This is a genomic window from Zhengella sp. (genome assembly GCF_041397485.1).
GTDB lineage: Bacteria > Pseudomonadota > Alphaproteobacteria > Rhizobiales > Rhizobiaceae > Zhengella.
Map to the genome: position 1 here is coordinate 666930 of NZ_JAWKWO010000002.1, position 22239 is coordinate 689168.

Genomic DNA, 22239 nt, shown 5'->3' on the forward strand with positions numbered 1-22239 from the left:
GATTGGGTTCGCGGGCGTCGGACCCGCCCATGCCAGCTTCGCGAAATGCAAATCGTGACGCCGTGAAGGCAGCCGGCCCGCCCTTCGCGCGCACACTTTTGCGTCGCGATCCGAAAAAACAACCAAAAATTTATGAAAATGCCGAATACAACCGTTTACTTTTTGTCAATCAGTCGCATAGATAGTAATCCTGATTGCAATACAACCATTGAGGGTTACCATGGCGGGCAAGCGCATTCCGGCGAAGACGCAACGCGGGACGGAAGGCACCAGGACACCGCGCCCTGGCATTGCCATGCCCGAGGCGCTGGAGCCACGGGTCCTGCTCGATGCGGCCATGGTGGAAACGGCCGCCGATCTTGCCCGCGATGTCTCCCATGATGGCGCACCCGCGCATGATGCGGGCGATATTGCCGAACTGGCCGCCGCGCTGGCCGCGCCGGTCCAGGAGACGCAAACACAAGTCTATTTCGTCGACGCCGGTATCGGCAGCGCGGACGCCCTCCTGGCCGCGCTGCCGGAAGGTGCCGAGGTGCACACCCTCGATACATCGTCGGACGGCGTCGCGACGATCGCATCGGTGCTGGAGGGCCGCTCCGGCATCGATGCGATCCATATTCTCTCCCATGGCCGGCCGGGTGAGCTCACATTGGGCAACGCGGTGCTGAACGAAGCCAGCATCGCGGGCGATCACGCGGACGAACTGGCAACCATCGGCGCGGCCTTGTCGGCCGATGCCGACATCCTGATCTACGGGTGCGATTTTGCGGCGGACCTGACGGGGGCGTCAGCCGTCGAGGCGCTGGCCAGGGCGACGGGGGCGGACATCGCCGCTTCCGACGACCTGACCGGCGCCTCATCCCTTGGCGGCGACTGGGTGCTGGAGCGCCAGTCCGGCACGGTCGAGGCCGCCAGCCTGGCCGCCACCGCCTTTGAGGGTGTGCTGGTCGACACCGACGGTGATGGCGTGGATGACGCGACCGACATCGATCGCGATGGCGATGGCGTGCTCGATATCCATGAAGGCACGGTGCCCGATCCCTTGCCCGCGTCGCCGGTTCAGGATGGCGCTGCCGTCTTCAACTCCGCCACGGTGGGTAACCCCGTCTCCTACACGTGGACATCGGCTCTGGGTGAAGTGAAGCTGACCTATGTCATGAGCGACACGCTTTTCACCGATCCCTGGATCGATATGACGGCTGATCTGCCGCTTCAGGATGGCGGTATTTTCCGGGCAGGCCATTTTACCTTCACATTCACTGAACCGGTGGTCGATTTCTCGCTCGACTTCTTTCACATGTCCCGCGATCAGGAGTATGTCCATAATTTCTCCATTGCGCCGGACAGCGTGAACCTGGACCAGGATGGCGATGGCGCCAGTCACAATTGGGCTGCCGGGTATGATGAGACGAATCCAGCCTACTATGACAATGGCGTTCTCTATGCACTTGGCGCGAACAATGAATTCACCACGTCAAATGACGTGTCGCGGCTGACATGGAACGGACCGCTCACCGAATTGTCCTTCTCCATCGCGCAAAACGCCAGTGCGGAATTCAACCAGACCTATATAACCGCTGCCTTCGCGATAGCCGGCGGCAGTGTCGAGGTGCCTGCCGATACCGATGGTGATGGCATCATCAATCTGCGCGACACCGATTCCGACAAGGATGGCATCACCGACAATGTCGAGATCCAGACGACGGCGGGCTACGTGCCGCCGTCCGGCATCGATGCGGACATGGACGGCCTGGACGACGCCTATGATCAGGACACGACATCGGCAGACCCGCTTTTGTCCGTCGGCCTGACGCCTGTCGACACCGATAGCGATGGAACGCCAGATTTTCTGGACACGGACAGTGACAATGACGGCACGCCGGATATCGCAGAACGCGGCGATGGCGCCCCGACCACCGCGACAGACACGACGGACACCGATCAGGACGGTCTCTATGACATTTTCGAGGGCGCCGACGCCAATGACGGGCCGCTGCCCTACGATGAAAACATAGACGGGTCCGGCAACTTCGCGCTGGAAGGCGCGCCCGCGCTGGCCGCTGACGGCTCCAATGCCGTTCCGATGACGATGGATCTCCTGTTCCGCGACATGCCACAGGCGGTGGTGCTGACGCCCACCACGACCGTCACGGCGGTTGCAGGAACCACGCTCAACGTCGACCTTCTGGCCACCGCCAGCGACCCCGAAGGCGACACCTTCGCCATTACCGGCATTTACGATCCCGCGGACCCGGCCACCCTGATCGCGCTCGCCGTGGATACGCCCGTCACGCTGGCATCCGGAACGAGGGTCACGCTGAAGAGCGACGGCACGCTGGACGTTCTCAAGCCGTCCGGCTCACCCGCTGCTGAAGCCATTCAATACCAGGTCACCGATTCCACGGGGCAGGTGTCCAGCGCCACCATGCGCGCCATCTTCGACGCCGACGGCGACGGCGTGGATGACGCAACCGACATTGACGACGACAATGACGGCATTCTCGACACCGTGGAGAATGTCGATGGCGTCTCGTCGGCGACTTTCGACGGAAGCGCGTCGGTCGCACTGCAAGACAACAATGTGCACGGCCTGTATTTCTCGAACGACGGCATGACCATGTTCGTGATCGGCCGCCAAAGCGACCAGGTTCATCAGTACAGCCTCACAACCGCCTACAAGCCGAGTGATGGAATAACGCACCAGGGCGGTCACAGCATAATTGCACAGGATACAAATGCCACCGACGTTGCGTTCAGCAGCGATGGTCTCCGTATGTATGTTATTGGAGATACTTCGGATTCCGTGCATCAGTATACGCTCGAAAACGCCTTCGACCTTACGGCCGGGACGATTACATTTGATGGCTCGTTCAGCGTCGCTGCCGAAGAACTGAGCCCCACGTCTGTCCGGTTCAGCAATGACGGCATGCGGATGTATGTTGCGGGCTTCCGGCAAGACATGGTCTTCCAGTACGCGCTCACGACGGCCTTTGACATCACGGGCGGCGTGACGCTCGAAGGCGCATCGGCGGCTTTCACCGCCGACGAACTGGACATTTCCGGTTTCACCTTCAATGCCGATGGTTCGCGCATCTATATCGTCGGCACCTCCTCAGATACCGTCTTTGCCTACACACTGGCGACACCTTTCGATGTCCGGTCGCCGTGGACGAAGGTTGGCTCCTTTGCCATCGGGAGTCAGGATAATCAGCCGACCGGCCTGTTCCTCGATCCCGACAGCGCGAATCTGGTGACCATCGGCAACACGTTCGACCGGGTTGCCGCATTTTCGCTCCCCGACGTGCTCGGCGCTGACGGTACGCCGGCCAGCCTCGACCTCGATTCCGACGATGACGGCATCACCGACAATGTCGAGGCGCAGGGCACGGCGAACTACACCGCGCCCTCGGGCGTCGATTCCGATGGCAACGGCCTCGACGACGCCTATGAAAGCACGCCCGGCGCGGGCGAAGGCCTCACTCCCGTCGACACCGACGGCGACGGTTTTGCGGACTTCCTGGACAGCGACAGCGACGGCGACGGCAATCTCGACATCAACGAGCGCGGCGATGGCCAGGCAACCAGCCTGACCAGCACGGCCGACACCGACGGCGACGGCCTGTTCGACATTTTCGAGGGCGCCGACGCCAATGACGGCTTCGACGCCAACGACGAAAACATCAGCGATCTGGGTGTTTTCGCGCTGGCCGGCGTGGCCGGTCTCAATCCGGATGGCTCCAACGCCACACCGCTGACAGCCGACCTCAACTTCCGCACATTCACGGCCAACAATCCGCCGGTCCTGCCGCCGGCCGGCGCGTCCGTGCCCGTCACCGAGGGCACGGCCGTGACGGGCAACGTGCTGACCGGCGCATCCGATCCCGACGGCAATCCGGTCACGGTCGGCAGCTTCACCATTGCCGGCGACCCGGCAACCTACAATCCCGGCGAGACGGCGGCGATCAGCGGCATCGGCGCGATCCGCATCAACGCGAATGGCAACTATGTCTTCGTTCCCGACGTCAACTATAGCGGCCCCGTGCCCGCCATCACCTTTGTCGCCACCGACGGCATTGGCGGCAACACGCCGGGCACGCTGCAATTCGCCGACATCACGCCGGTCAATGATGCGCCGGTCATCGACCTCGACGTCGCCGATGTGACAACCAATCCCGGCGGTTTCGCGCTCATCAACCTGGTGACGGAATCCGCCGACCAGGCCACGGGTCTCATCGGTGACGGAACGAGCTGGACCGCCAATTGGGAACTGAACCGCACCGCTTTCACCGGTTACGCGCCGGCCATGGACACCTTCACGAGGAATGACGGCACGATTGTCGGCGTCATTGCCCGGGCACAGGATGATCTGGCGGGAGGCGACAGCTACACCGTGGATTTCACGGCGACGCCGGCTGCCGGCAGCGCGGTCGATGCCGTGATCGCCGGCGGTACGTCGGGCATCAACAGTTCGCCGGGCAATTACACTCTCACCTGGACCGGCGGCGGCCATGCAATCTTGTCCGATCCGGATGGCCAGATCGACAATTTCAACGATGGCGACATCATCCTGTCGGGCGATGTGCTGCACCTGGCCGTGGCGACCGATACCGCGAGCTGGGCCGTCGAGGTGCCGGGCGACAATGTCACGGTCTCTTACGCGTCCGACGGCGGCGCCGAAACCACCGGCGAGGACATCCTCTTCCGCGTCATCGGCCATGGCACGGGCACATCGGGAACCTTCACCGAGGGCGCCGCCCCCTTGCTGGGCCCCCAGGCCGATGCCATCGTCTCCTCGCAGGGCGACAACGACCTGACGCAATTGCAGATCACCGTCAGCAACCGGTTGAATGGCGCGGAGGAACAGGTCTCCATCGGCGGCCATGTCTTCGACCTTGGCACGACCACCACGGTCAATGCTGTCGATATCGGCGGCAGCCAGGTGGACATTGCCTTCAATGCAACCTCCAGCATCTTCACCATCACCAACACGGCCGGCGCCACCACGCCGATCCCGGACGCCGACCTGACGGCTCTGCTACGCACGGTCACCTATGAAAACACCAGCGATAATCCGCTGGGAACGGTGCGCAACATCACGTTCAGGGCAACCGATGCCGATGGCCTCGTGTCGAACGAGGCGCGCTTCCGCGTCGCCATGGCCGCGGTCAACGACGCGCCGGTCATCGATCTCGACGCCGATGACAGCACACCCGCCACGGGGATGCCCGTTGGCATCGCGGTAACCGGCAATGACGGCACCACCGCCACCGGCACCATGGGCGACAGCGCCACCTGGGGCGCGGACTATTCGGTCACCCTGACCGGTTCGACCGGCTATGCGCCCGGCTTCCTGGCCGTGGCCGAGACGGGCGGCATCTACGTTCAGGCCAGCAATGACGGCGCTGTCGGAAACGATACCTACAGCTTCGACTTCCAGGCGACCGCGCAAGCCAACAGCCTGGTCGATTCCGTCGTCGTGGCCGGCAGGGCTGGCGTGGAGACCAGCGAAGGCACCTACACGCTGACCTGGACCGGCGGCGGTTCAGCCGTCCTGTCTGATCCCGATGGCCAGATTTCCAATTTTGCCGACGGCGATGCGATCCATTCCGGTGACACGTTGATTTTCGCGGTCAGTGTCAATCCAGCCACATGGTCTGTCACCGTCGAAGGCGACAATGTCTCGGTGGACTATGCCAGCACCAAGGCCCCGGACAATGAATCGGCCAATGAACAGTTGAGCTTCCGCGTCAACGGCCGTGCCGCCGGCGCGTCCTCCACCTTCACCGAGGATGGCGGCCCGGTGTCCATCGCCGACAGCGATACGGCGGTCTCCGATCTCGGCGAATCCGACATCACGAAACTCACCATCGTCGCCTCCGGCACGGCGGACGGCGCGGCCGAGCAGGTGGTCATTGGCGGCCAGACGGTCGACCTGAGCCAGAATGCCACCCTGAACGGCATCACCGTGGGCGGCACGCAGGTCGATATCGCCTATGACGCGGCCACCGGCAGCTTCACCGTCACCAATACGGTGGGCGCCACGACCCCCATGGCGGTGGCCGATCTCGACACGCTGATCGCCGGCATGACCTACGAGAACACCAGCCAGGATCCGACCGCAGGCGCGCGCGCCTTCGCCTTCACGGTCACCGATGCGGGCGGCCTGACCTCCAACACCGCCACCGCCAGTGTCACGGTCGTCCCGGTCAACGATGCGCCCACCGGCACGGCCGATCCTGTTTCGGTGACGGAGGATACGCCGGCGGGCCCGGTCAATGTGCTCGCCAATCTCAGCGACGCGGAAGGCGACACGATCACCATCGCCTCCGCCACCATCGACACGAATGGCGACGGTACACCGGATGCGCTGACGCTGGGCACGGCGACGCCCATCACCGACGCCGGCGGCAATGCCATCGGCACCATCACCGTCGCCGCCGACGGCAACGTCACTTTCGTGCCTGCTTCGAATTATGACGGCGCCGTGCCGGACCTGACCTATACGCCGACCGACGGCACCGACAATGGCGCGCCGGTCACCGTGTCCTTCGGCACCGTGATCGGTGTCAACGACGCCCCGGTCGCCGTGGCCGATGGGCCGGTCACAGCCGTGCCGGGCGTGGCGGTCAATGTCGATCCGCTGGCCAACGACACTGATGCCGATGGCGACACGCTCACCCTGACGCACATCATCGACCGTGCCGATCCGGGCAAACAGATCGCGCTGACGGTCGGTACGCCGGTGACGCTCGCCTCAGGCACGACGGTGACGCTGAAGGCCGACGGCACGCTCGATTTCGTCATGGCGCAGGGCGTCAACGATCTTGAACCGATCGACTACGTGGTCTCCGACGGCAATGGCGGCACCGGCACCGGCACGATCACGCTGGCTCGCGATTCCGACGGCGACGGCGTCGCCAATACCGACGACATCGACGACGACAATGACGGCATTCTCGACACGGTGGAATACGGCACGCCGGCGGCCTCGCCGTTCTACTATGCCGGCGTCGGCGAACTGGCCGTGCAGACAACGCCATCCGAGGTCATCATCCATTCGACAACCGGTGTCGGCGCATCGGCGACCTATCGCGACGCCCTGTCCTTCCAGGGACGCTCGATCGACGTCGTCTATACCGTGGTCAGCCAGCCGGTGGACCAGGAATATGTGTTCAGAACGGATTTACCCGGCGCGACATTGCCGACAGTTGACGGAAAGGAGCAGGACTATGTCTTCCGCCTCGATTTCTTCGAGGCCGGGACCACGACGCCCGCGGCGATCAACTTCGGAACCACGATCGTCGATCTCGACCTGCCCGGCGGTTTAGCCGTTGCCTGGGATCAGATCGCGGCCTATCACACGCGTCCGACCGAGACGATCACGACCCAGGAAAATCCTGACGAGGTTCGTTTCGTGAGCACGAGCACCCCTGATGGCCCGTCCGTGCTGCTGATCGGGCAGGCCGGCCGCACCAGCTTCACCTTTACCTACATCAAGGAATTCTCAGGCTCGGACATTATAGTGCGCGCCCCGACGGATGTCGGATTTGTGGTCCCGCTGGCTGCCGATACCGATTCGGACGGCATCGCGGACTACCTCGACCTTGATTCCGACAATGACGGCATCACTGACAATGTCGAGGCACAGGAGACAGCCGGTTACATCGCGCCGTCCGGGGTCGATGCCGATGGCAATGGCCTCGATGACGCCTATGAAAGCACGCCCGGCGCGGGCGAGGGCCTGACACCCGTCGACACCGACAGCGACGGCACGGCGGATTTCATCGATGCCGACAGCGATGGCGACGGCACGGCTGACATTGCCGAGCGCGGCGATGGCGCGCCGACCTCTGTCACCGCGACCACCGACACCGACGGCGACGGCCTGCTCGACATTTTCGAGGGCGCCGACGCCAATGACGGCTTCGACGCCAATGACGAAAACATGGACGGTTCCGGGAACTTCGCGCTGGAAGGCGTGCCCGCGTTGAACGCCGACGGCTCCAATGCCGTTCCGCTCACGACGGACCTCTTGTTCCGCGACACCAATGACGCGCCCGTCACCGTGGCCGACACGATTCCCGTGACGGAGGATACGACGGCAGGTCCGGTCAACGTTCTGGCAAATGACACGGATGCCGATGGCGACACGATCACCATCGCTTCCGCGACCATGGACACGAATGGCGACGGCACGCCCGATGCGCTGACGCTGGGCACCGCGACGCCCATCACCGATGCCGGCGGCAACGCCATTGGCACGATCACCGTGACGGCTGATGGCAACGTGACCTTCGTTCCGGCGCTCAACTATACCGGCGCCGTGCCGAACCTGACCTATGTCGCCACCGATGGCACCGTGAACAGCGCGCCGGGCACGGTCTCCTTCGGCCCGATCACCGCCGTCAACGATGCGCCGGTGATGAATCTCGACCCGAACAACGATTCCGGAACACCGGGCGACACCACCGATGACGGCGCCGATGACGGCGGTTTCGAGACCACCTTCACCGAGCAAGGACCGCGCCTGACGATTGTCGATTCCGACTTCACCATCTCCGACCCGGAAGACGACATCATGGAAGTCGTCATCACCCTGACCAACGGTCTGGTGGGCGACATGTTCTTCATGCCGGGGTCCATGCCCGGCGGGATAATACCATCTGTCGTGCCGTCCACGCCCCTGGCTGCCGATGGCACGGTCACCATCACGCTGACCGGGGAAGCCACGACCACCAGCGCCGACTGGGCGACGGTCATCAAGGGCATCGAGTTCATCCCGTCGGCGACAAATCCGGAAAATCCCGATCCGGCCGACCGCACGATCACCATCCAGGCGACGGATTCAGCACTGGCCACGACCGCCACGCTGACAACGACCATTCACGTCATTCCGGTGAACGACGCGCCGACGCTGGACCTGGACGATGACAACGGTTCCGGCGCGGTCGGTGGCCATTACAATGGCGCATACACCGAGAATGGCGCACCTGCCGCGATTTCTGGCGGTGTCCTGATCTCCGACTTTGACGATACCATGCTCGAAGGCGCGACCATTCGATTGACCAATGGCTTTGCCGGCGATCAGCTGACCGTCGGGACCTTGCCGGCCGGGATCTCGCTGGCCGGCGCGGCACCGGGCAGCCTGACATCGGCTGGCACGATCACCATCGAATTGACCGGTTCAGCCACACTGGCCGACTACCAGGCGGCCATCGCAGCGATAACCTATTCCAGCGTCTCGGAAAATCCGGACACGACGACCCGGGATATCACGGTCAGCGTGACTGACGGAGAACTCAGTTCCGCCGTCCGATCCGCCTCGATCACGGTGACCGCGGTCAACGATGCGCCCGCCGGGTCCATTGCCGATCTCCCCGTCACCGAGGACACGGAAGCCACGGCCAATGTGCTGGATGGCGTCACGGACGCCGAGGGCGACACGGTCACCGTCGCCTCCGCTTCCATCGATCTGGATGGCGACGGCACGCCGGATGCCCTGACGCTGGGCACGCCGAGCGATATTGTCGATGCCGGCGGAAACCCGGTCGGCACGATCCGGGTGGACGAGAACGGCGCGGTCAGCTTTACGCCGGCGGCCAACTACATCGGCCCGGTTCCCGACCTGACCGTGGTCCCGACCGACGGCACCGACGACGGTGCCCCGCTGACCATGAAATTCGGCACCATCACGCCGGTCGACGACAACCCCTTCATCGATCTGGATGGCGATGACAGTTCCGGCGCGAGCGGTACGGGCTTTGCGGGGACCTTCACCGAAGGCCTGCAGGGCGGGACGCCGCTACAGGACGCCACGGATCTGGTGATTTCGGATATCGACGGTGTCGGCATCGCCTCGCTGACCGTTGAATTCGACGGCACGTTCCCGGACAGCGGGCACGAAAAGCTCTATCCGATGAACCGCACGACCACGAGCGCGATTTTCACACAGGGCGGAAGCACGTTCGATGTGAACATGCTCGTTGAGGGCACGAACTACCGCTTCCAGTTCGACGGGACCGGAACGGTAACGATCTCCAACGCCGCCGACGGCCAGTCCCTGACCGAGGCGCAGGCGCGCACCGCTCTCGATATCCTGCGCTACGGCAACACGTCCCAGGCGCCGACCGAAGGCGACCGGTCCTTCAAGATCACCGTCACCGATACGCGTGGCTTCACGGCACAGGCAACCGCATCCATCTCGGTCGCCGGTGTCAATGATGCCGCGCAATTGTCGCTGGACGCCGACAATTCCACCGGTGCGACCAACAGCGCCACCATTGTCGAGCGGTCTGACGTGTCCGGTTCGGCCGGTTCCCTGACAGGCAGCCTGCCCGACGGAACCGGTTTCACCGTCACCGGCGCTTCTGTAACGGTTACCGGAACAGCGCCGGTCGAGAACCCGAACTTCACCGATGCCTACGCCGATTCGCTGACCGAAATGCGCCTTGGTGCGGAAAACCAGCCGGCGATCATTTCCTTCAACGGCGGCATCATCCCTGAAGGCACGTTCCTCGTCCTCAAGGATGTCGATGGCGCTGAACGCGTCACCTTGATCGATGCCAACGGTCAGACCCCGGCAATTGTCGAACAGACCGACCGCTATCTCGGTGCGGTCACCCTGGACATTCCCTATGATGCGGCGACCGGGGAACTGAGCGGGCTCGGTTCGCCGTCGGGCTTCCAGTCGGACCAGTTGATCGTCTTCGACATTTCGGGAATGCAGGACCTTCAGATTACCGCGCAATCCGGTCTCTTCTTCCAGTTCGCCATCATGGGGACCGTTCCGGAGGCGCTGAATGCGTCAGCCACCTTCACGGAAGATGGCGGCCCGGTGGCGATCGCCGACAGCGATGCGACGCTGTCCGACCTTGGCGAAGCCGATATCACGTCACTGACCGTCGTGGCCTCCGGCATCGCCGATGGCGCGTCCGAACAAGTGACCATTGCCGGCCAGACCGTCGACCTGTCGCAGGATGCCAGCCTCAACGGCATCACCGTGGGCGGCATGCAGGTGGATGTCGCCTATGTCGCGGCCACGGGCACCTTCACAGTCACCAATGCGGCCGGCGCAACCACGCCCATGGCCTCGGCGGATCTTTCGGCCATCATTGCCGGAATGACCTATGAAAACACCAGCCAGAATCCGACCGAAGGCACACGCGGTTTCGCATTCTCGGTCACGGATTCCGCTGGCCAGGAGTCGAATACGGCGGCTGCGAGCATTTCCGTCGTGGCCGTGAACGATGCGCCTGTCGCGCAGGACGATGCGCTTGCGACGGATGAGGACACCGGTTTCAGCGGCAATGTCTTCGATGACAATGGCAATGGCGCCGATATCGATGTCGATCTCGATACGTTCACCGTCACGCGCGTGACCGGAGGAACGGACAAAGCCGCACTCGCCGCACTGGCCGATGGCGACAATGTCGGTTCGGCCATTGCCGGTTCTGGCGGCGGCACGTTCACCCTGAACGATGACGGCAGCATCAGTTTCGACCCCGGTGCGGATTTCAACGATCTCGACACCGGCGAAAGCCGCACGACGTCAATCGTCTACCAGATCGACGACGGAAATGGCGGCACCGCAACAGCCGTCGCCACCATGACCGTTGCCGGGGTTACCGAACCCATGGCCGTCTCCGGGACGAGTGCAAATTCGAATGGCACGCTGACAGCCACGGGAACGGGCGAGCCCGGGGCAACCATCGAGGTGACATATCCCGACGGCTCGACGGAAAGCACCACCGTCGCCGCGAACGGTACTTGGTCGGTTACATCCGTAGCGCCGCAGACTTCCGGCAACCTGTCGGTCAAGCAGACCGACTCCCAGGGCAATGTCGATGGCCCGGATACAGAACCCTATACGGACACGACCGCGCCGCTCGACCCGACGGGCGTCACCGCCACACCGAATGCCGACGGCACGCTGTCGGTGAGCGGCAAGGGCGAGCCGGGCTCCGAGGTCACGGTGACCTTCCCGGATGGCACGACGGGCACGGCGACGGTGGACGGCAATGGCGACTGGGGTCCGGTGACCTCGACCGCGCCGCAGACCTCCGGCGACGTGACGGCGAGCCAGCAGGACGAAGCCGGCAATGTGTCGGGCACAGGCAGGCTCGGTGTCATCATGCCGCCGCTGGGCAATGCGCCCCGTTCCGATGCCGGCGCACCGGACGGCACGCAGGGCTTGACCGGCTTTGGAGACAATGGCTCCACGAACGATGGAGCGGCAGCAACGCCGCTCGCCGATGACATGTCGGTCGCAGGCACGCTGCGCTGGATCGACGAACTCGGAGAGACCTATTCCGTCAGCGGTGATGGCCTTGGTTTCGACGTGGGCCAGGAGCATGGCGGCAGTGTTTCGCTTTCGTTGGGCGATGGAACGCAAGGCGTGGAGATTTCCACCATCGGAAGGGACGGACGGACATATCTGCTGCTCGACCAGACCGGCGGTTCGCAAGGCGAATGGCGGATCACGGGACCGGATGGCGGGGAAATTCCAGCCTGGGTCACACGGCTGGGCAGCGATCAGGCCATGATCCTGTGGCCGGCCGGGACGAGCGAAGTATCGCTGGAAATCCGTATCCGCTTCGGCGACGGGCAGGAATTGGTCGTTCCGGTCGATGTGGACCGTATTTCCGGCGAAGTTGTGCAGACCGCTGCCGCCAGATTCGCCATGGACACCGGCGCCTCGATCGAAGACCGGATGGCCTATCTTTCGAACCGTGCGGCCAATGAGACGGCACGGCTTCTACAGGCATTGAAGGGGTAAGGTCATGGCAGGGATGAACACGCATCGGCATGGCCGGCAATACAACCTGAAGGGGATTATGATGAAGAATACGCGTAAAGCGGAGCGCGGCCGGACGGGGTCGCCGCGCCGGCTTGCCATCGTCGCATTGGCCATGTCCGGTCTTCTGGCTGGCTGCGCCGTGACACCGGCGCCGCTGACACAGGCAGAGATCGCCAGCCGGGCATCAATGAACCTGCAGGGCCTGGAACGCGGCCAGGAACCGGTGACGGCGCCGATCGGGCTCTACGAGGCCATGGCCCGGGCGCTGAAATACAATCTGGATCATCGCGTGGAGATGATGCAGGTGACGCTTGCCCAGAAGCAGTTGCGCAACGCGTCGGCGCAAATGCTGCCGCAACTGGTTGCAAATGCCGGCTATGCCGGGCGGGACCGGTTTGATGCCAGCTATTCGCGAACGCTCTTTTCCGGAACCCGTTCGGCCGAACCCAGCACATCCTCCGAGAAGGAAACGCTGTCGGCGGATCTCTCCTTCTCCTGGCATGTGCTGGATTTCGGTTTGTCCTACGTCCGCGCGCAGCAGGCTGCCGACAAGGCGCTTGTCGCGGAGGAACAGAAACGCAAGGTGGCAAACCAGATCATCGAGGATGTGCGTACTGCCTATTGGCGCGCCATCAGCGCGGAGCGCCTGCTGTCCGGCCTGAACGCGCTGGAAGCCCGGGTTCGCACCACGCAGCGCAAGAACCAGGCATTGCGCCGGTCGGGTCAGACCTCGCCACTAGCCTCATTGACCTATGAGCGTGAGTTGGTTGACATCAAGCGCAAGATCCAGAAGCTCGAACGCGAACTGACGACCGCGCGCCACAAGCTGGCTGCTTTGATGAACCTCAAGCCGGGCACGGCGTTCAAGCTCGTCGTTCCCAAGCGCGACATGGTCGATCTCAAACTGTCGGGATCGCCGGACGAGATGATGATGGTGGCCTTGCGCAACCGTCCGGAGTTCCGCGAATCCGTGTATCGCGGCCGGATCAACGAAAAGGAAGCGCGCGCCGCATTGCTGGAAATCCTTCCGGGCGCGCAGCTCTATGCCGGCCTGAACCTCGATACCAACGATCTTCTCTACAGCACGGATTGGGTTTCCTGGGGAGCGAAGGTCGGCTGGAACCTGATGCGCCTTGTCCAGTATCCCGCCGTCAAGGCATCGATCGAGGCCGATGGCAACCTGCTGGATGCCCAGGCGCAGGCCCTGACGATGGCCATCCTGACCCAGGTCTTCGTTGCCAGAACCCGCTACGAGCACCTGCGCCGGGAAGCGGCCACGGCCGCTGAATATTACAATGTCCAGCGCAAGATCCTCAGTCAGATCAAGGCCCGTGCCAGCGCAGACGCAACCAGCGACCAGAACCTGATCCGTGAGGAGATGAACACGCTGGTCGCAGCCGTTGAGTTCGACGTCGCCTATGCCGATCTGCAGAATGCGTTCGGAGCGGTCTACACCTCGCTGGGTGCCGACCCGGTCGACAAGCCGATCGACACCCGCGCGCCGGTTGCCGATATCGCTTCTGTCCTGCGTGAAACCTGGCGCGGGCGAGGCGACATGGAAGGCTGACAGCCATCCGTCGTCCCCCGGTTGATCCCTTCAGGCAGCGCAGCTAACGTCATGGCAGGATCAACCGGGGGACAGTGATTTGGACCCGATAGAAAAGGCAATCCGCGCAGCCCTGGAAAAGGGAGACGCGTCCGACCCGAAGCATCGCGAAAGGGTCTATCTGTCCGCCTTGTCCGCCCTTGAGCGATCGCTGAAATCCCACCCGGACCTGCCGGCGGAAACAGCGGCGAACAGGCGCGAGGCTCTGCGAAAGCGCATCCGTGCGATCGAAACGGAATTCCGGCCCGCCTTGGAGACCGGTCCTGAGCCGCAACCGCCTGCGGATGAAACGGTGGCAGCGCCGGAACCACGTGTCGAGGCCGCGCCCGCGGCCGCGCCGGAAGCTGAATCCGAGACCGATTTCGTGTCGCAATTGCGGGTCACGCGTACCGACGAGGAAGGCGGGATCCCGGCCGCTTCCGCTGCCGGGCCGGAGCCGGAGAGCGGTCTTCCGCAGGGACGGCGAAGGAAGCGCCGGCCGTTCGCCCGCCTTTTGACGGTCAGCCTGCTGGCCGTGTTCGTCGCGATGGGCATCTGGTGGCTCTATTCCAGCCAGGCCCTGCTGCCTCTTTCTGTCCGCGATGGCGCGGTCCCCAATCCGCCGGTGCAATTGCGCGAAGACGAGTTCAAGCCGGCCGAGCCGGGGACCGCCGGGTCGCTCGGGGCATTGCCGCAAGCGGGAAGCTGGATCACCGTGTTCACGCCCGATGATCCGACCACCGTGACCGCTCCCTCGGGCACCACGGTGGATGTGAGCGGCGAGGGATCAGACAAGGCGCTGCGGATCACGCCGAGCGCGACCGACTCCGCCGCGGTTTTCGACCTGGGAGAAGGTATTCTTTCGCAATTGGCGGGAAAGCGCGTGACCTTTGACATCAATGCGGCTGCGCCGGAAGGGGAATCCACCCAGATGTCCATTCGCTGCAGCCTGGCGGAACTGGGCGATTGCGGCCGCAAGCGCTTCGATGTCGAGGCGTCCCGCAGCGATTTCCTGTTCGAGATCGATCTGCCGGATCGCGCCCCCGGTTCCTTCGGCTCCATCAGCCTGACGCCCGATATCGCGCAAGGCAGGAAGCCGGTGGACATCTTCAGCATTCGTGTTTTCATTCCCGACTCCTGAACCTGGGCGACTTCTGCCAAAAAGACAGTTGATTTCCTGCAGGTTCGGCGGCATAGGCGCTTGTCCGTTTCTTCCCGGGTCCAGTCCTTCATGAAACCTGTCCTGCTTTCGTCCGGCGACATGCTTGCCGACCGGCGCGCCGATTATGGCGAGATGCTTCTGCAATCCGGCGATGCCGCGGCCGCCGCCGATCTTTACCGCCAGGCCCTCGATCGCGTCGGGCAATGGGCTGCGGGCTGGTTCCGGCTGGGCGAAATCGAGGACAAGGCGGGCAATCTCCCGGCAGCCGCGGCGTGCTGGCGCCGGGCCCTCAGCCTCGATCCTGACGATCCATTTGGCGCGACGCTAAAGCTGCAACTCGCCGGCCAGGCGGCCGACATGGCGGTCATGCCGTCCGCCTATGTGGAAACGTTGTTCGATGCCTATGCCGACGAGTTCGATCACGCATTGGTGGAACGACTCGCCTATGCCGCGCCGGACCGGCTTGCGGAGTCGCTTGTCGCGGTTGGCCGTGGCGGTTTCGCCAAGGCGCTGGATCTGGGATGCGGAACCGGCCTGATGGGCGTCCGGCTGAGAACCATGGCCAGCCGCCTTGAAGGCATGGACATTTCCGCCGAGATGCTGCGCAAGGTTTCTGCCAAGGGAATTTATGACCGGCTGGAGCAGGCCGATCTCACCATGCTTCACCCCTGGACGGGAATCGCCCCGGATCTGGTCACGGCAGCCGACGTGTTCATGTATCTGGGCGATCTCGAACGCATCTTTGACTGGGTGGCATCGGCGCTGGCGCCAGGCGGCCTCTTCGGTTTCACCGTCGAGGCGGCGGCGGGAGATGGCGATGTCGTCTTGCGCCCTTCCATGCGCTTTGCCCATGGCGAGGCCTACCTGCGAGCGCGGCTGGAAGCCTGCGGGCTGGAGCCGGTTTCCTTCGCCAGGCATGAAATCCGCAAGGACCGGGGCGAACCGGTCGCGGGCTTCGTCGTGGTTGCCGAAAAGGCCGGCCCCGGCGCGCCGGATCGGCCTGTCTGGTCTGCGCGCGTGCATGGCGAGGAAGAAACCGGTCCGGACCGGCCCGTGCATCCCCATTGATGCTTGGCCGTGCGCGCGCCGCACCCTATCTTGCGCGCGTGACACAGCTTCCCACTCACGAGGCGGGCGCCGCCGCCCACGCTGATATGCCCCCGGTCTTCAGCAACTGGTTTGAAAGCCGGGGATGGAGGCCGAGGCCGCATCAGCGTGCCATCCTTTCGCTTGCCGAAGCCGGCCGCTCTGCCTTGCTGATCGCCCCGACAGGGGCGGGCAAGACGTTGTCCGGCTTCCTGCCGAGCCTGATCGACCTGTCACGGAGGAAGCCAGGGCGGCCAGGCGAGGCGAAACGTGGAATCCATACACTCTACATTTCCCCGCTCAAGGCGCTGGCGGTGGATATCGAGCGCAACCTTGCCCGCCCCATCGCCGAAATGCGGCTCGGGATCGAGGTCGAAACCCGCACCGGGGACACGCCCGGCCACAAGCGGCAACGCCAGAAACTGGCACCGCCGGACATTCTTCTGACCACGCCGGAACAACTCGCCCTGCTTCTGGCGGCAAAGGATGCCGGGCGCTTTTTCGCCGATCTCGAAACGGTCGTGCTGGACGAACTGCATTCACTGGTGACATCGAAGCGCGGGCATCTCCTGGCGCTCGGGCTGGCCCGCCTGCACCGCCTGCGCCCGAACCTGCGGACCATCGGCCTCTCGGCCACCGTGGCCGATCCGGAAGGGCTGCGCCGCTGGCTTGTCCCGCAGCCGCCAGGCGGCGCCATGGCGGATATCGTGCAGGTGGAGGGCGGCGCCAAGCCGGTGATCCGCATCCTGGAATCGCAGGACCGCATCCCCTGGTCGGGTCATTCCGCGCGCTACGCCATTCCGGACATCTACGAGGAGATCCGCCGGAACCGCACCACGCTCGTCTTCGTCAACACCCGCAGCCAGGCCGAGTTGGTCTTTCAGGAACTGTGGACCGTGAACGAGGACAGCCTGCCGATCGCGCTGCACCATGGCTCGCTGGACGTAAGCCAGCGGCGCAGGGTGGAGAAGGCGATGGAGACCAACAGCCTGCGCGCCATCGTCGCCACCTCCACGCTCGACCTGGGAATCGACTGGGGCGATGTGGACCTGGTCATTCATGTCGGCGCGCCGAAGGGGGCCAGCCGCCTGGCCCAGCGGATCGGCCGTTCCAACCATCGCATGGACGAGCCCAGCCGCGCCATTCTCGTTCCGGCTAATCGTTTCGAGGTGCTGGAATGCCGCGCCGCCCTCGAGGCCAACGACCATGGAGCGCAGGACACGCCGCCCCTGGGCGAAGGCGCGCTGGACGTGCTGGCCCAGCATGTGCTCGGCATGGCTTGCGCCGAACCGTTTCAAGCCGATGCGCTGTACGAGGAGGTGCGTCTGGCCGAACCCTATGCCCGCCTGTCCCGCGACGATTTCGACCGCGTGATCGAATTCGTTGCCACCGGCGGCTATGCGCTGCGCAATTACGAGCGCTTCGCCCGCATCCGGCGGACAGCGGATGGCACCTGGCGCATTTCCCATCCCTCCGTTGCGCAGCAATACCGGCTCAATGTCGGCACGATCATCGAATCGCCCATGCTGACCGTGCGGCTGGCCCGCGCCGGGCGCGCGGGCCCCTTGCGCGGCGGGCCTGTCCTGGGTCAGGTCGAGGAATATTTCCTTGAACAGCTTTCCCCGGGCGACACGTTCCTGTTTGCCGGCAAGGTGCTGCGCTTCCAGGGTATTCGCGAGAACGAGTGTTTCGTCTCCACCGCCGCTGACACGGAGGCGCGCATTCCGGCCTATGCGGGCGGAAAGTTCCCGCTGTCCACCTATCTGGCCGAACAGGTCCGCGCCATGCTGGCCGATCCGAACTGCTGGTCGAGCCTGCCGGACCAGGTGGCCGACTGGCTGCGCCTGCAGCGCGACAAGTCGGTCCTGCCCGACCGCGACAACCTGCTCATCGAGACCTTCCCCCGCGCCGGCAGGCACTACATGGTTTGCTATCCCTTTGAAGGCAGGCTGGCGCACCAGACCCTCGGCATGCTGCTGACGCGCCGGCTGGAGCGGATGGGCGCCCGCCCGCTCGGCTTTGTCGCCACCGACTATGCGCTGGCTGTCTGGTCGCTGGGCGACATGGGCGCGATGGCATCGCGCGGAGACATCTCCTGGGGCGGATTGTTCGAGGAGGACATGCTCGGCGACGATCTGGAAGCGTGGCTGGACGAGAGTTTCATGCTCAAGCGCACCTTCCGTTATTGCGCGGTGATCGCCGGTCTCATCGAGCGCCGTCATCCCGGGAAGGAAAAGACCGGCCGGCAGGTCACCGTATCCGCCGACCTCATCTATGACGTCTTGCGCACCCATGAACCCGATCACATCCTGCTCAAGGCCACGCGCGCCGATGCGGCTGCGGGCTTGCTCGACGTGCGAAGACTGGGTGAAATGCTGGCACGAATCAGGGGACGCATCGTCCACCGCGCGCTGGAGCGGATTTCGCCGCTCGCCGTGCCGATCATGCTTGAAATCGGCCGTGAACGGGTGGAAGGCAGCGTCAGCGACACGCTTCTGGCGGAGATAGCCGATGAACTGGTACATGAGGCCGCCGATGGCTGAGGGCAGCGCCGCAAGGCCGCGGCAAACCGTGCGCCGCTTGCCCGATCTCCTGGAAACGCAGCTCGCCGGCAGCGCCATTCTCCTCGACCCTTGCGGTGTGGCCGTGCTGCCGGAAAGCCGTGCGCTGCTGGTTGCCGATCTCCATCTGGAAAAGGGCTCCGCCTTTGCCGGCCGCCGGCAATACCTGCCGCCATACGACACGCGGGCCACCCTGCTGCGCCTTGGCGAGGCGGTGGCGCGTCACGATCCGGCCACGGTCGTCTGCCTCGGTGACAGCTTTCACGACGCGAAGGCGGCGGCGCGCCTGCCGGGCGAGGAAATGGCACTCCTGTCGGAATTGATGGCGGGGCGCGACTGGATCTGGATTGCCGGCAATCACGACCCCGAAGCGCCAGCCGGCCTTGGCGGCGAGACGGTGGCGGAATTGTGCATGGCGTCGCTGAGGCTGCGTCACGAGCCGCGCCCGGCCGCCGGTGCTCAGGGCGAGGTGGCGGGCCATCTTCATCCCGGCGCAAGGGTTGTGCATCGCGGCCGTTCGGTACGCCGTGCCTGTTTCGCGACCGATGGCCGGCGCATCATCCTCCCGGCCTTCGGCGCCTATACCGGCTGCCTGAACATCCTCGATGCTGCCTTTTCCGGCCTGTTCGACCGCCCGAACCTGCGCGCCTGCATGCTGGGCGAGGCGCGGCTCTTTCCGCTTGCCGCCAGCCGCCTGCGGCCCGATTGACCTGCCGCTGTCAGTGCGTCAGCCAGAAGGCGGCCACCATGGCCGTGACCACCAGCAGGCTGAGCCGCATGCGCAAATGACCGAACCAGGCCGGCGCATGTCCTGCGTGAACGGTGAACTGGTCCCAGGCGCCCTGCGCTGCGAAGGCAACCGCCAGGAGGGCGAAGGCATGGGCGTCGGGCAGGGCGAGAGCGGCCCAACCGGCCAGCGACGGCACGGTGGAAAGCAGCAGGATCCGCGCCGTCGTGGCGTCGTCGCGGCCCGTGGCGAGGCCCCAGCGAATGCCGCCGAGGAAAGACAGGATCACCGCGCCATAGGTCTTCAGCATGTCGATGGTCATTGCCCGCCACGGATGATCGTCGTCGATGCCGGCGAGCCACAGCAACAGCGCCAGGAACGGGATGAAGCCGGCCAGCGCCAGTGCCATGGCGGTCCTGCCGTTCGAACCCGGGCCTGCCTCGCTCATGTCGTCTCCCCCGTTGTCTCGTGCTCAGGTCAGTCGCGGCGGAACAGCAGCCGGCCGAGCCAGCCGGTCACCACCGCCAGGGCCACGGCGAACAGGCCATAGGTCAGGCCCTGTGTCTTCGCCATGTTGTATATGGCCGCTTCGAACCCGGATTTGACAATCACCAGCGGCGCCGACATCTCGTCGATGAAGACGCCGTTTCGGAACAGGAAGGCCCGTGCGCGATGCGTGCCGACCGGAACATTGGCGGGAATGGCCAGCGACGCCCGGAACAGGTTCTGCGACAGGAAGCGGACACCGCCGATCCGTTCGGTGTAGAGACCGGTATCGCGCTTGATGGTGCGCAGGGCTTCGGAAAATTCGGCAATCCGCCCGCTTTCGGCCGCCCCCTGGTTGAAGGCCAGGTTCGGCGCGCCGAGCGCGAGCTGTCGGTAGCTTGTCTCGGTCGTGATGTCCTGGATCGCCCGCGTGGTGGCGATGGAATAGGACGCCGGCACGCTCTGAAAGGTTTCCGACTGCCGGTTGATCCAGAGGCCGAAGAACCGGTCCTTTCGCCGCACCGTGGCCAGGCGCGGCGGGCCTTCCAGAACGACGACCACGTCGTATCGCCCGGTCCGCCGCACCTCGGGGTCGGCGTTTTCCAATGCCCCGAAAATGGTCAGGTCAGCGCCTGAAAAGCTCGACGTGATGCCGATCTTGTCGGTCGAAAGGCCGATCTGGATGGCTTCGCGCAGCGGTTCCTGCGCCTGCGCCTGCGCCTGCACGGGCAGGGCCGCCAGCAGCGCGGGCAGTGCGAGACAGGCCAGCCATGTCCGCCGGCCGGCCATCACAGACCTCCCGTCGCGGCGAGCGAATAGATGTTGGCGGGCTGCAGAAAGAGGTCGATGGCAAGGCGCAGGCCAACAAGCAGAACGAGGCCGGCCAGCAGCGCGCGCAACTGCTCGCCGCGCAGGCGCTGGCCCACCTTGGCGCCGTATTGCGCGCCGATCACGCCGCCGATCATCAGCAGGAACGCCAGCACGGCATCGACTGTCTGGTTGGTCATGGCGTGAATGATGGTGGTGAAGGCGGCGACGAAGACGATCTGGAACAGCGACGTGCCGATGACGACATTGGTCGGCACCTTGAGCAGGTAGATCATGGCCGGAACCATGATGAAACCGCCACCGACACCCATGATGGAGGCCAGGAAGCCGATGAAGGCCCCCAGTCCGAGCACCGGAATGATGCTGACGAACAGCTTGGAGGCGCGAAAGCGCATTTTCAGCGGCAGCTTGTGAATCCAGTTGTGCTGACCCGGCTTGCGCAGGCTGGGCGCCGCGCCGCCCTTGGCGCGTGCCATGGCGCCGATGCTTTCCCACAGCATCAGTCCGCCGACCGTGCCCAGAAAGACCACGTAGAGCAGGGAAACGATGAGGTCGAGCTGTCCGAGTTCCCTCAGCTTGGCAAAGACGAACACGCCCGCCAGCGATCCCGCCATGCCGCCCATCAGCAGCACCGTCCCGAGCTTGAAATCCAGCGTCTTGCGCTTGAAATGAACCAGCGCTCCGGAGACCGATGAGGCGACGACCTGGTTGGCGCCGGTTGCGACGGCGACGGCCGGGGGGATGTTGTAGAAGATCAGCAGGGGCGTGATGAGGAAGCCGCCACCCACGCCGAACATGCCGGAAAGGAAACCGACCGCCGCGCCCATCGCCAGCAGCACGGCGACATTGGCTGACATTTCTGCAATCGGGAGATAGATACTCACCCGCCAGTCCCGCGTGCATTGGAAACCTGGGGCGACCCCACCCCGTCTGGCCTGTTCTTGCGCCTTCGGAACCGGGCTGTCAAACCTTCATTGCAGCAATGGTTGATGAAGCGTCCGCTACAGT

General features: G+C 64.4%; 9 protein-coding genes. 6 read left to right on the forward strand and 3 right to left on the reverse strand.

Going from position 1 to position 22239, the window contains the following annotated elements; translation table 11 throughout:
* Nucleotides 1-220 precede the first annotated feature (220 nt).
* The 6 genes from R3D65_RS09305 to pdeM all read left to right on the forward strand — a co-directional run bounded on the left by R3D65_RS09305 (nucleotide 221) and on the right by pdeM (nucleotide 19899).
* Nucleotides 221-12775, forward strand: coding sequence for a DUF4347 domain-containing protein (locus R3D65_RS09305; RefSeq protein ID WP_371274935.1), 12555 nt, complete (start codon nucleotides 221-223; stop codon nucleotides 12773-12775).
* Nucleotides 12776-12836: 61 nt separating this feature from the next.
* Nucleotides 12837-14363: a TolC family protein gene (locus R3D65_RS09310; RefSeq protein WP_371274936.1), complete on the forward strand. Its 1527-nt coding sequence runs from the start codon at nucleotides 12837-12839 to the stop codon at nucleotides 14361-14363.
* A gap of 79 nt (nucleotides 14364-14442) precedes the next feature.
* Nucleotides 14443-15522: a hypothetical protein gene (locus R3D65_RS09315; protein ID WP_371274937.1), complete on the forward strand. Its 1080-nt coding sequence runs from the start codon at nucleotides 14443-14445 to the stop codon at nucleotides 15520-15522.
* Nucleotides 15523-15612: 90 nt separating this feature from the next.
* Nucleotides 15613-16611, forward strand: a complete 999-nt coding sequence (locus R3D65_RS09320) for a methyltransferase domain-containing protein (RefSeq protein ID WP_371274938.1) — start codon at nucleotides 15613-15615, stop codon at nucleotides 16609-16611.
* An 86-nt stretch (nucleotides 16612-16697) separates the two neighbouring features.
* Nucleotides 16698-19172, forward strand: coding sequence for a ligase-associated DNA damage response DEXH box helicase (locus R3D65_RS09325; protein ID WP_371275019.1), 2475 nt, complete (start codon nucleotides 16698-16700; stop codon nucleotides 19170-19172).
* Nucleotides 19165-19899, forward strand: a complete 735-nt coding sequence (pdeM, locus tag R3D65_RS09330) for a ligase-associated DNA damage response endonuclease PdeM (protein WP_371274939.1) — start codon at nucleotides 19165-19167, stop codon at nucleotides 19897-19899. Before R3D65_RS09325 ends, pdeM begins: the two co-directional genes overlap by 8 nt.
* A gap of 10 nt (nucleotides 19900-19909) precedes the next feature.
* On the opposite strand, the gene R3D65_RS09335 is transcribed toward pdeM, so the two are convergent.
* From R3D65_RS09335 to R3D65_RS09345, 3 genes are read right to left on the reverse strand one after another with little or no spacing between them, the layout of a single operon-like run.
* On the reverse strand, nucleotides 19910-20365 hold the full coding sequence (locus R3D65_RS09335) for a DUF3429 domain-containing protein (protein WP_371274940.1): 456 nt from the start codon (nucleotides 20363-20365) through the stop codon (nucleotides 19910-19912).
* Nucleotides 20366-20394: 29 nt separating this feature from the next.
* Nucleotides 20395-21192 carry a TIGR02186 family protein gene (locus R3D65_RS09340; RefSeq protein ID WP_371274941.1) on the reverse strand — a complete coding sequence of 266 codons (798 nt, stop codon included), beginning with the start codon at nucleotides 21190-21192 and terminating at the stop codon, nucleotides 20395-20397.
* The gene (locus R3D65_RS09345) at nucleotides 21192-22115 is read right to left on the reverse strand and encodes a sulfite exporter TauE/SafE family protein (protein ID WP_371274942.1); all 924 of its coding nucleotides are present in this window, start codon (nucleotides 22113-22115) and stop codon (nucleotides 21192-21194) included. Before R3D65_RS09345 ends, R3D65_RS09340 begins: the two co-directional genes overlap by 1 nt.
* Nucleotides 22116-22239 lie beyond the last annotated feature (124 nt).

Excerpts from the sequence above, each read along its gene's own strand:
- R3D65_RS09305 (WP_371274935.1), top strand. The coding sequence starts at position 221 with ATGGCGGGCAAGCGCATTCCGGCGAAGACGCAACGCGGGACGGAAGGC.
- pdeM (WP_371274939.1), top strand. The coding sequence starts at position 19,165 with ATGGCTGAGGGCAGCGCCGCAAGGCCGCGGCAAACCGTGCGCCGCTTG.
- R3D65_RS09310 (WP_371274936.1), top strand. The coding sequence starts at position 12,837 with ATGAAGAATACGCGTAAAGCGGAGCGCGGCCGGACGGGGTCGCCGCGC.
- R3D65_RS09320 (WP_371274938.1), top strand. The coding sequence starts at position 15,613 with ATGAAACCTGTCCTGCTTTCGTCCGGCGACATGCTTGCCGACCGGCGC.
- R3D65_RS09340 (WP_371274941.1), bottom strand. The coding sequence starts at position 21,192 with ATGGCCGGCCGGCGGACATGGCTGGCCTGTCTCGCACTGCCCGCGCTG.
- R3D65_RS09325 (WP_371275019.1), top strand. The coding sequence starts at position 16,698 with ATGCCCCCGGTCTTCAGCAACTGGTTTGAAAGCCGGGGATGGAGGCCG.
- R3D65_RS09335 (WP_371274940.1), bottom strand. The coding sequence starts at position 20,365 with ATGAGCGAGGCAGGCCCGGGTTCGAACGGCAGGACCGCCATGGCACTG.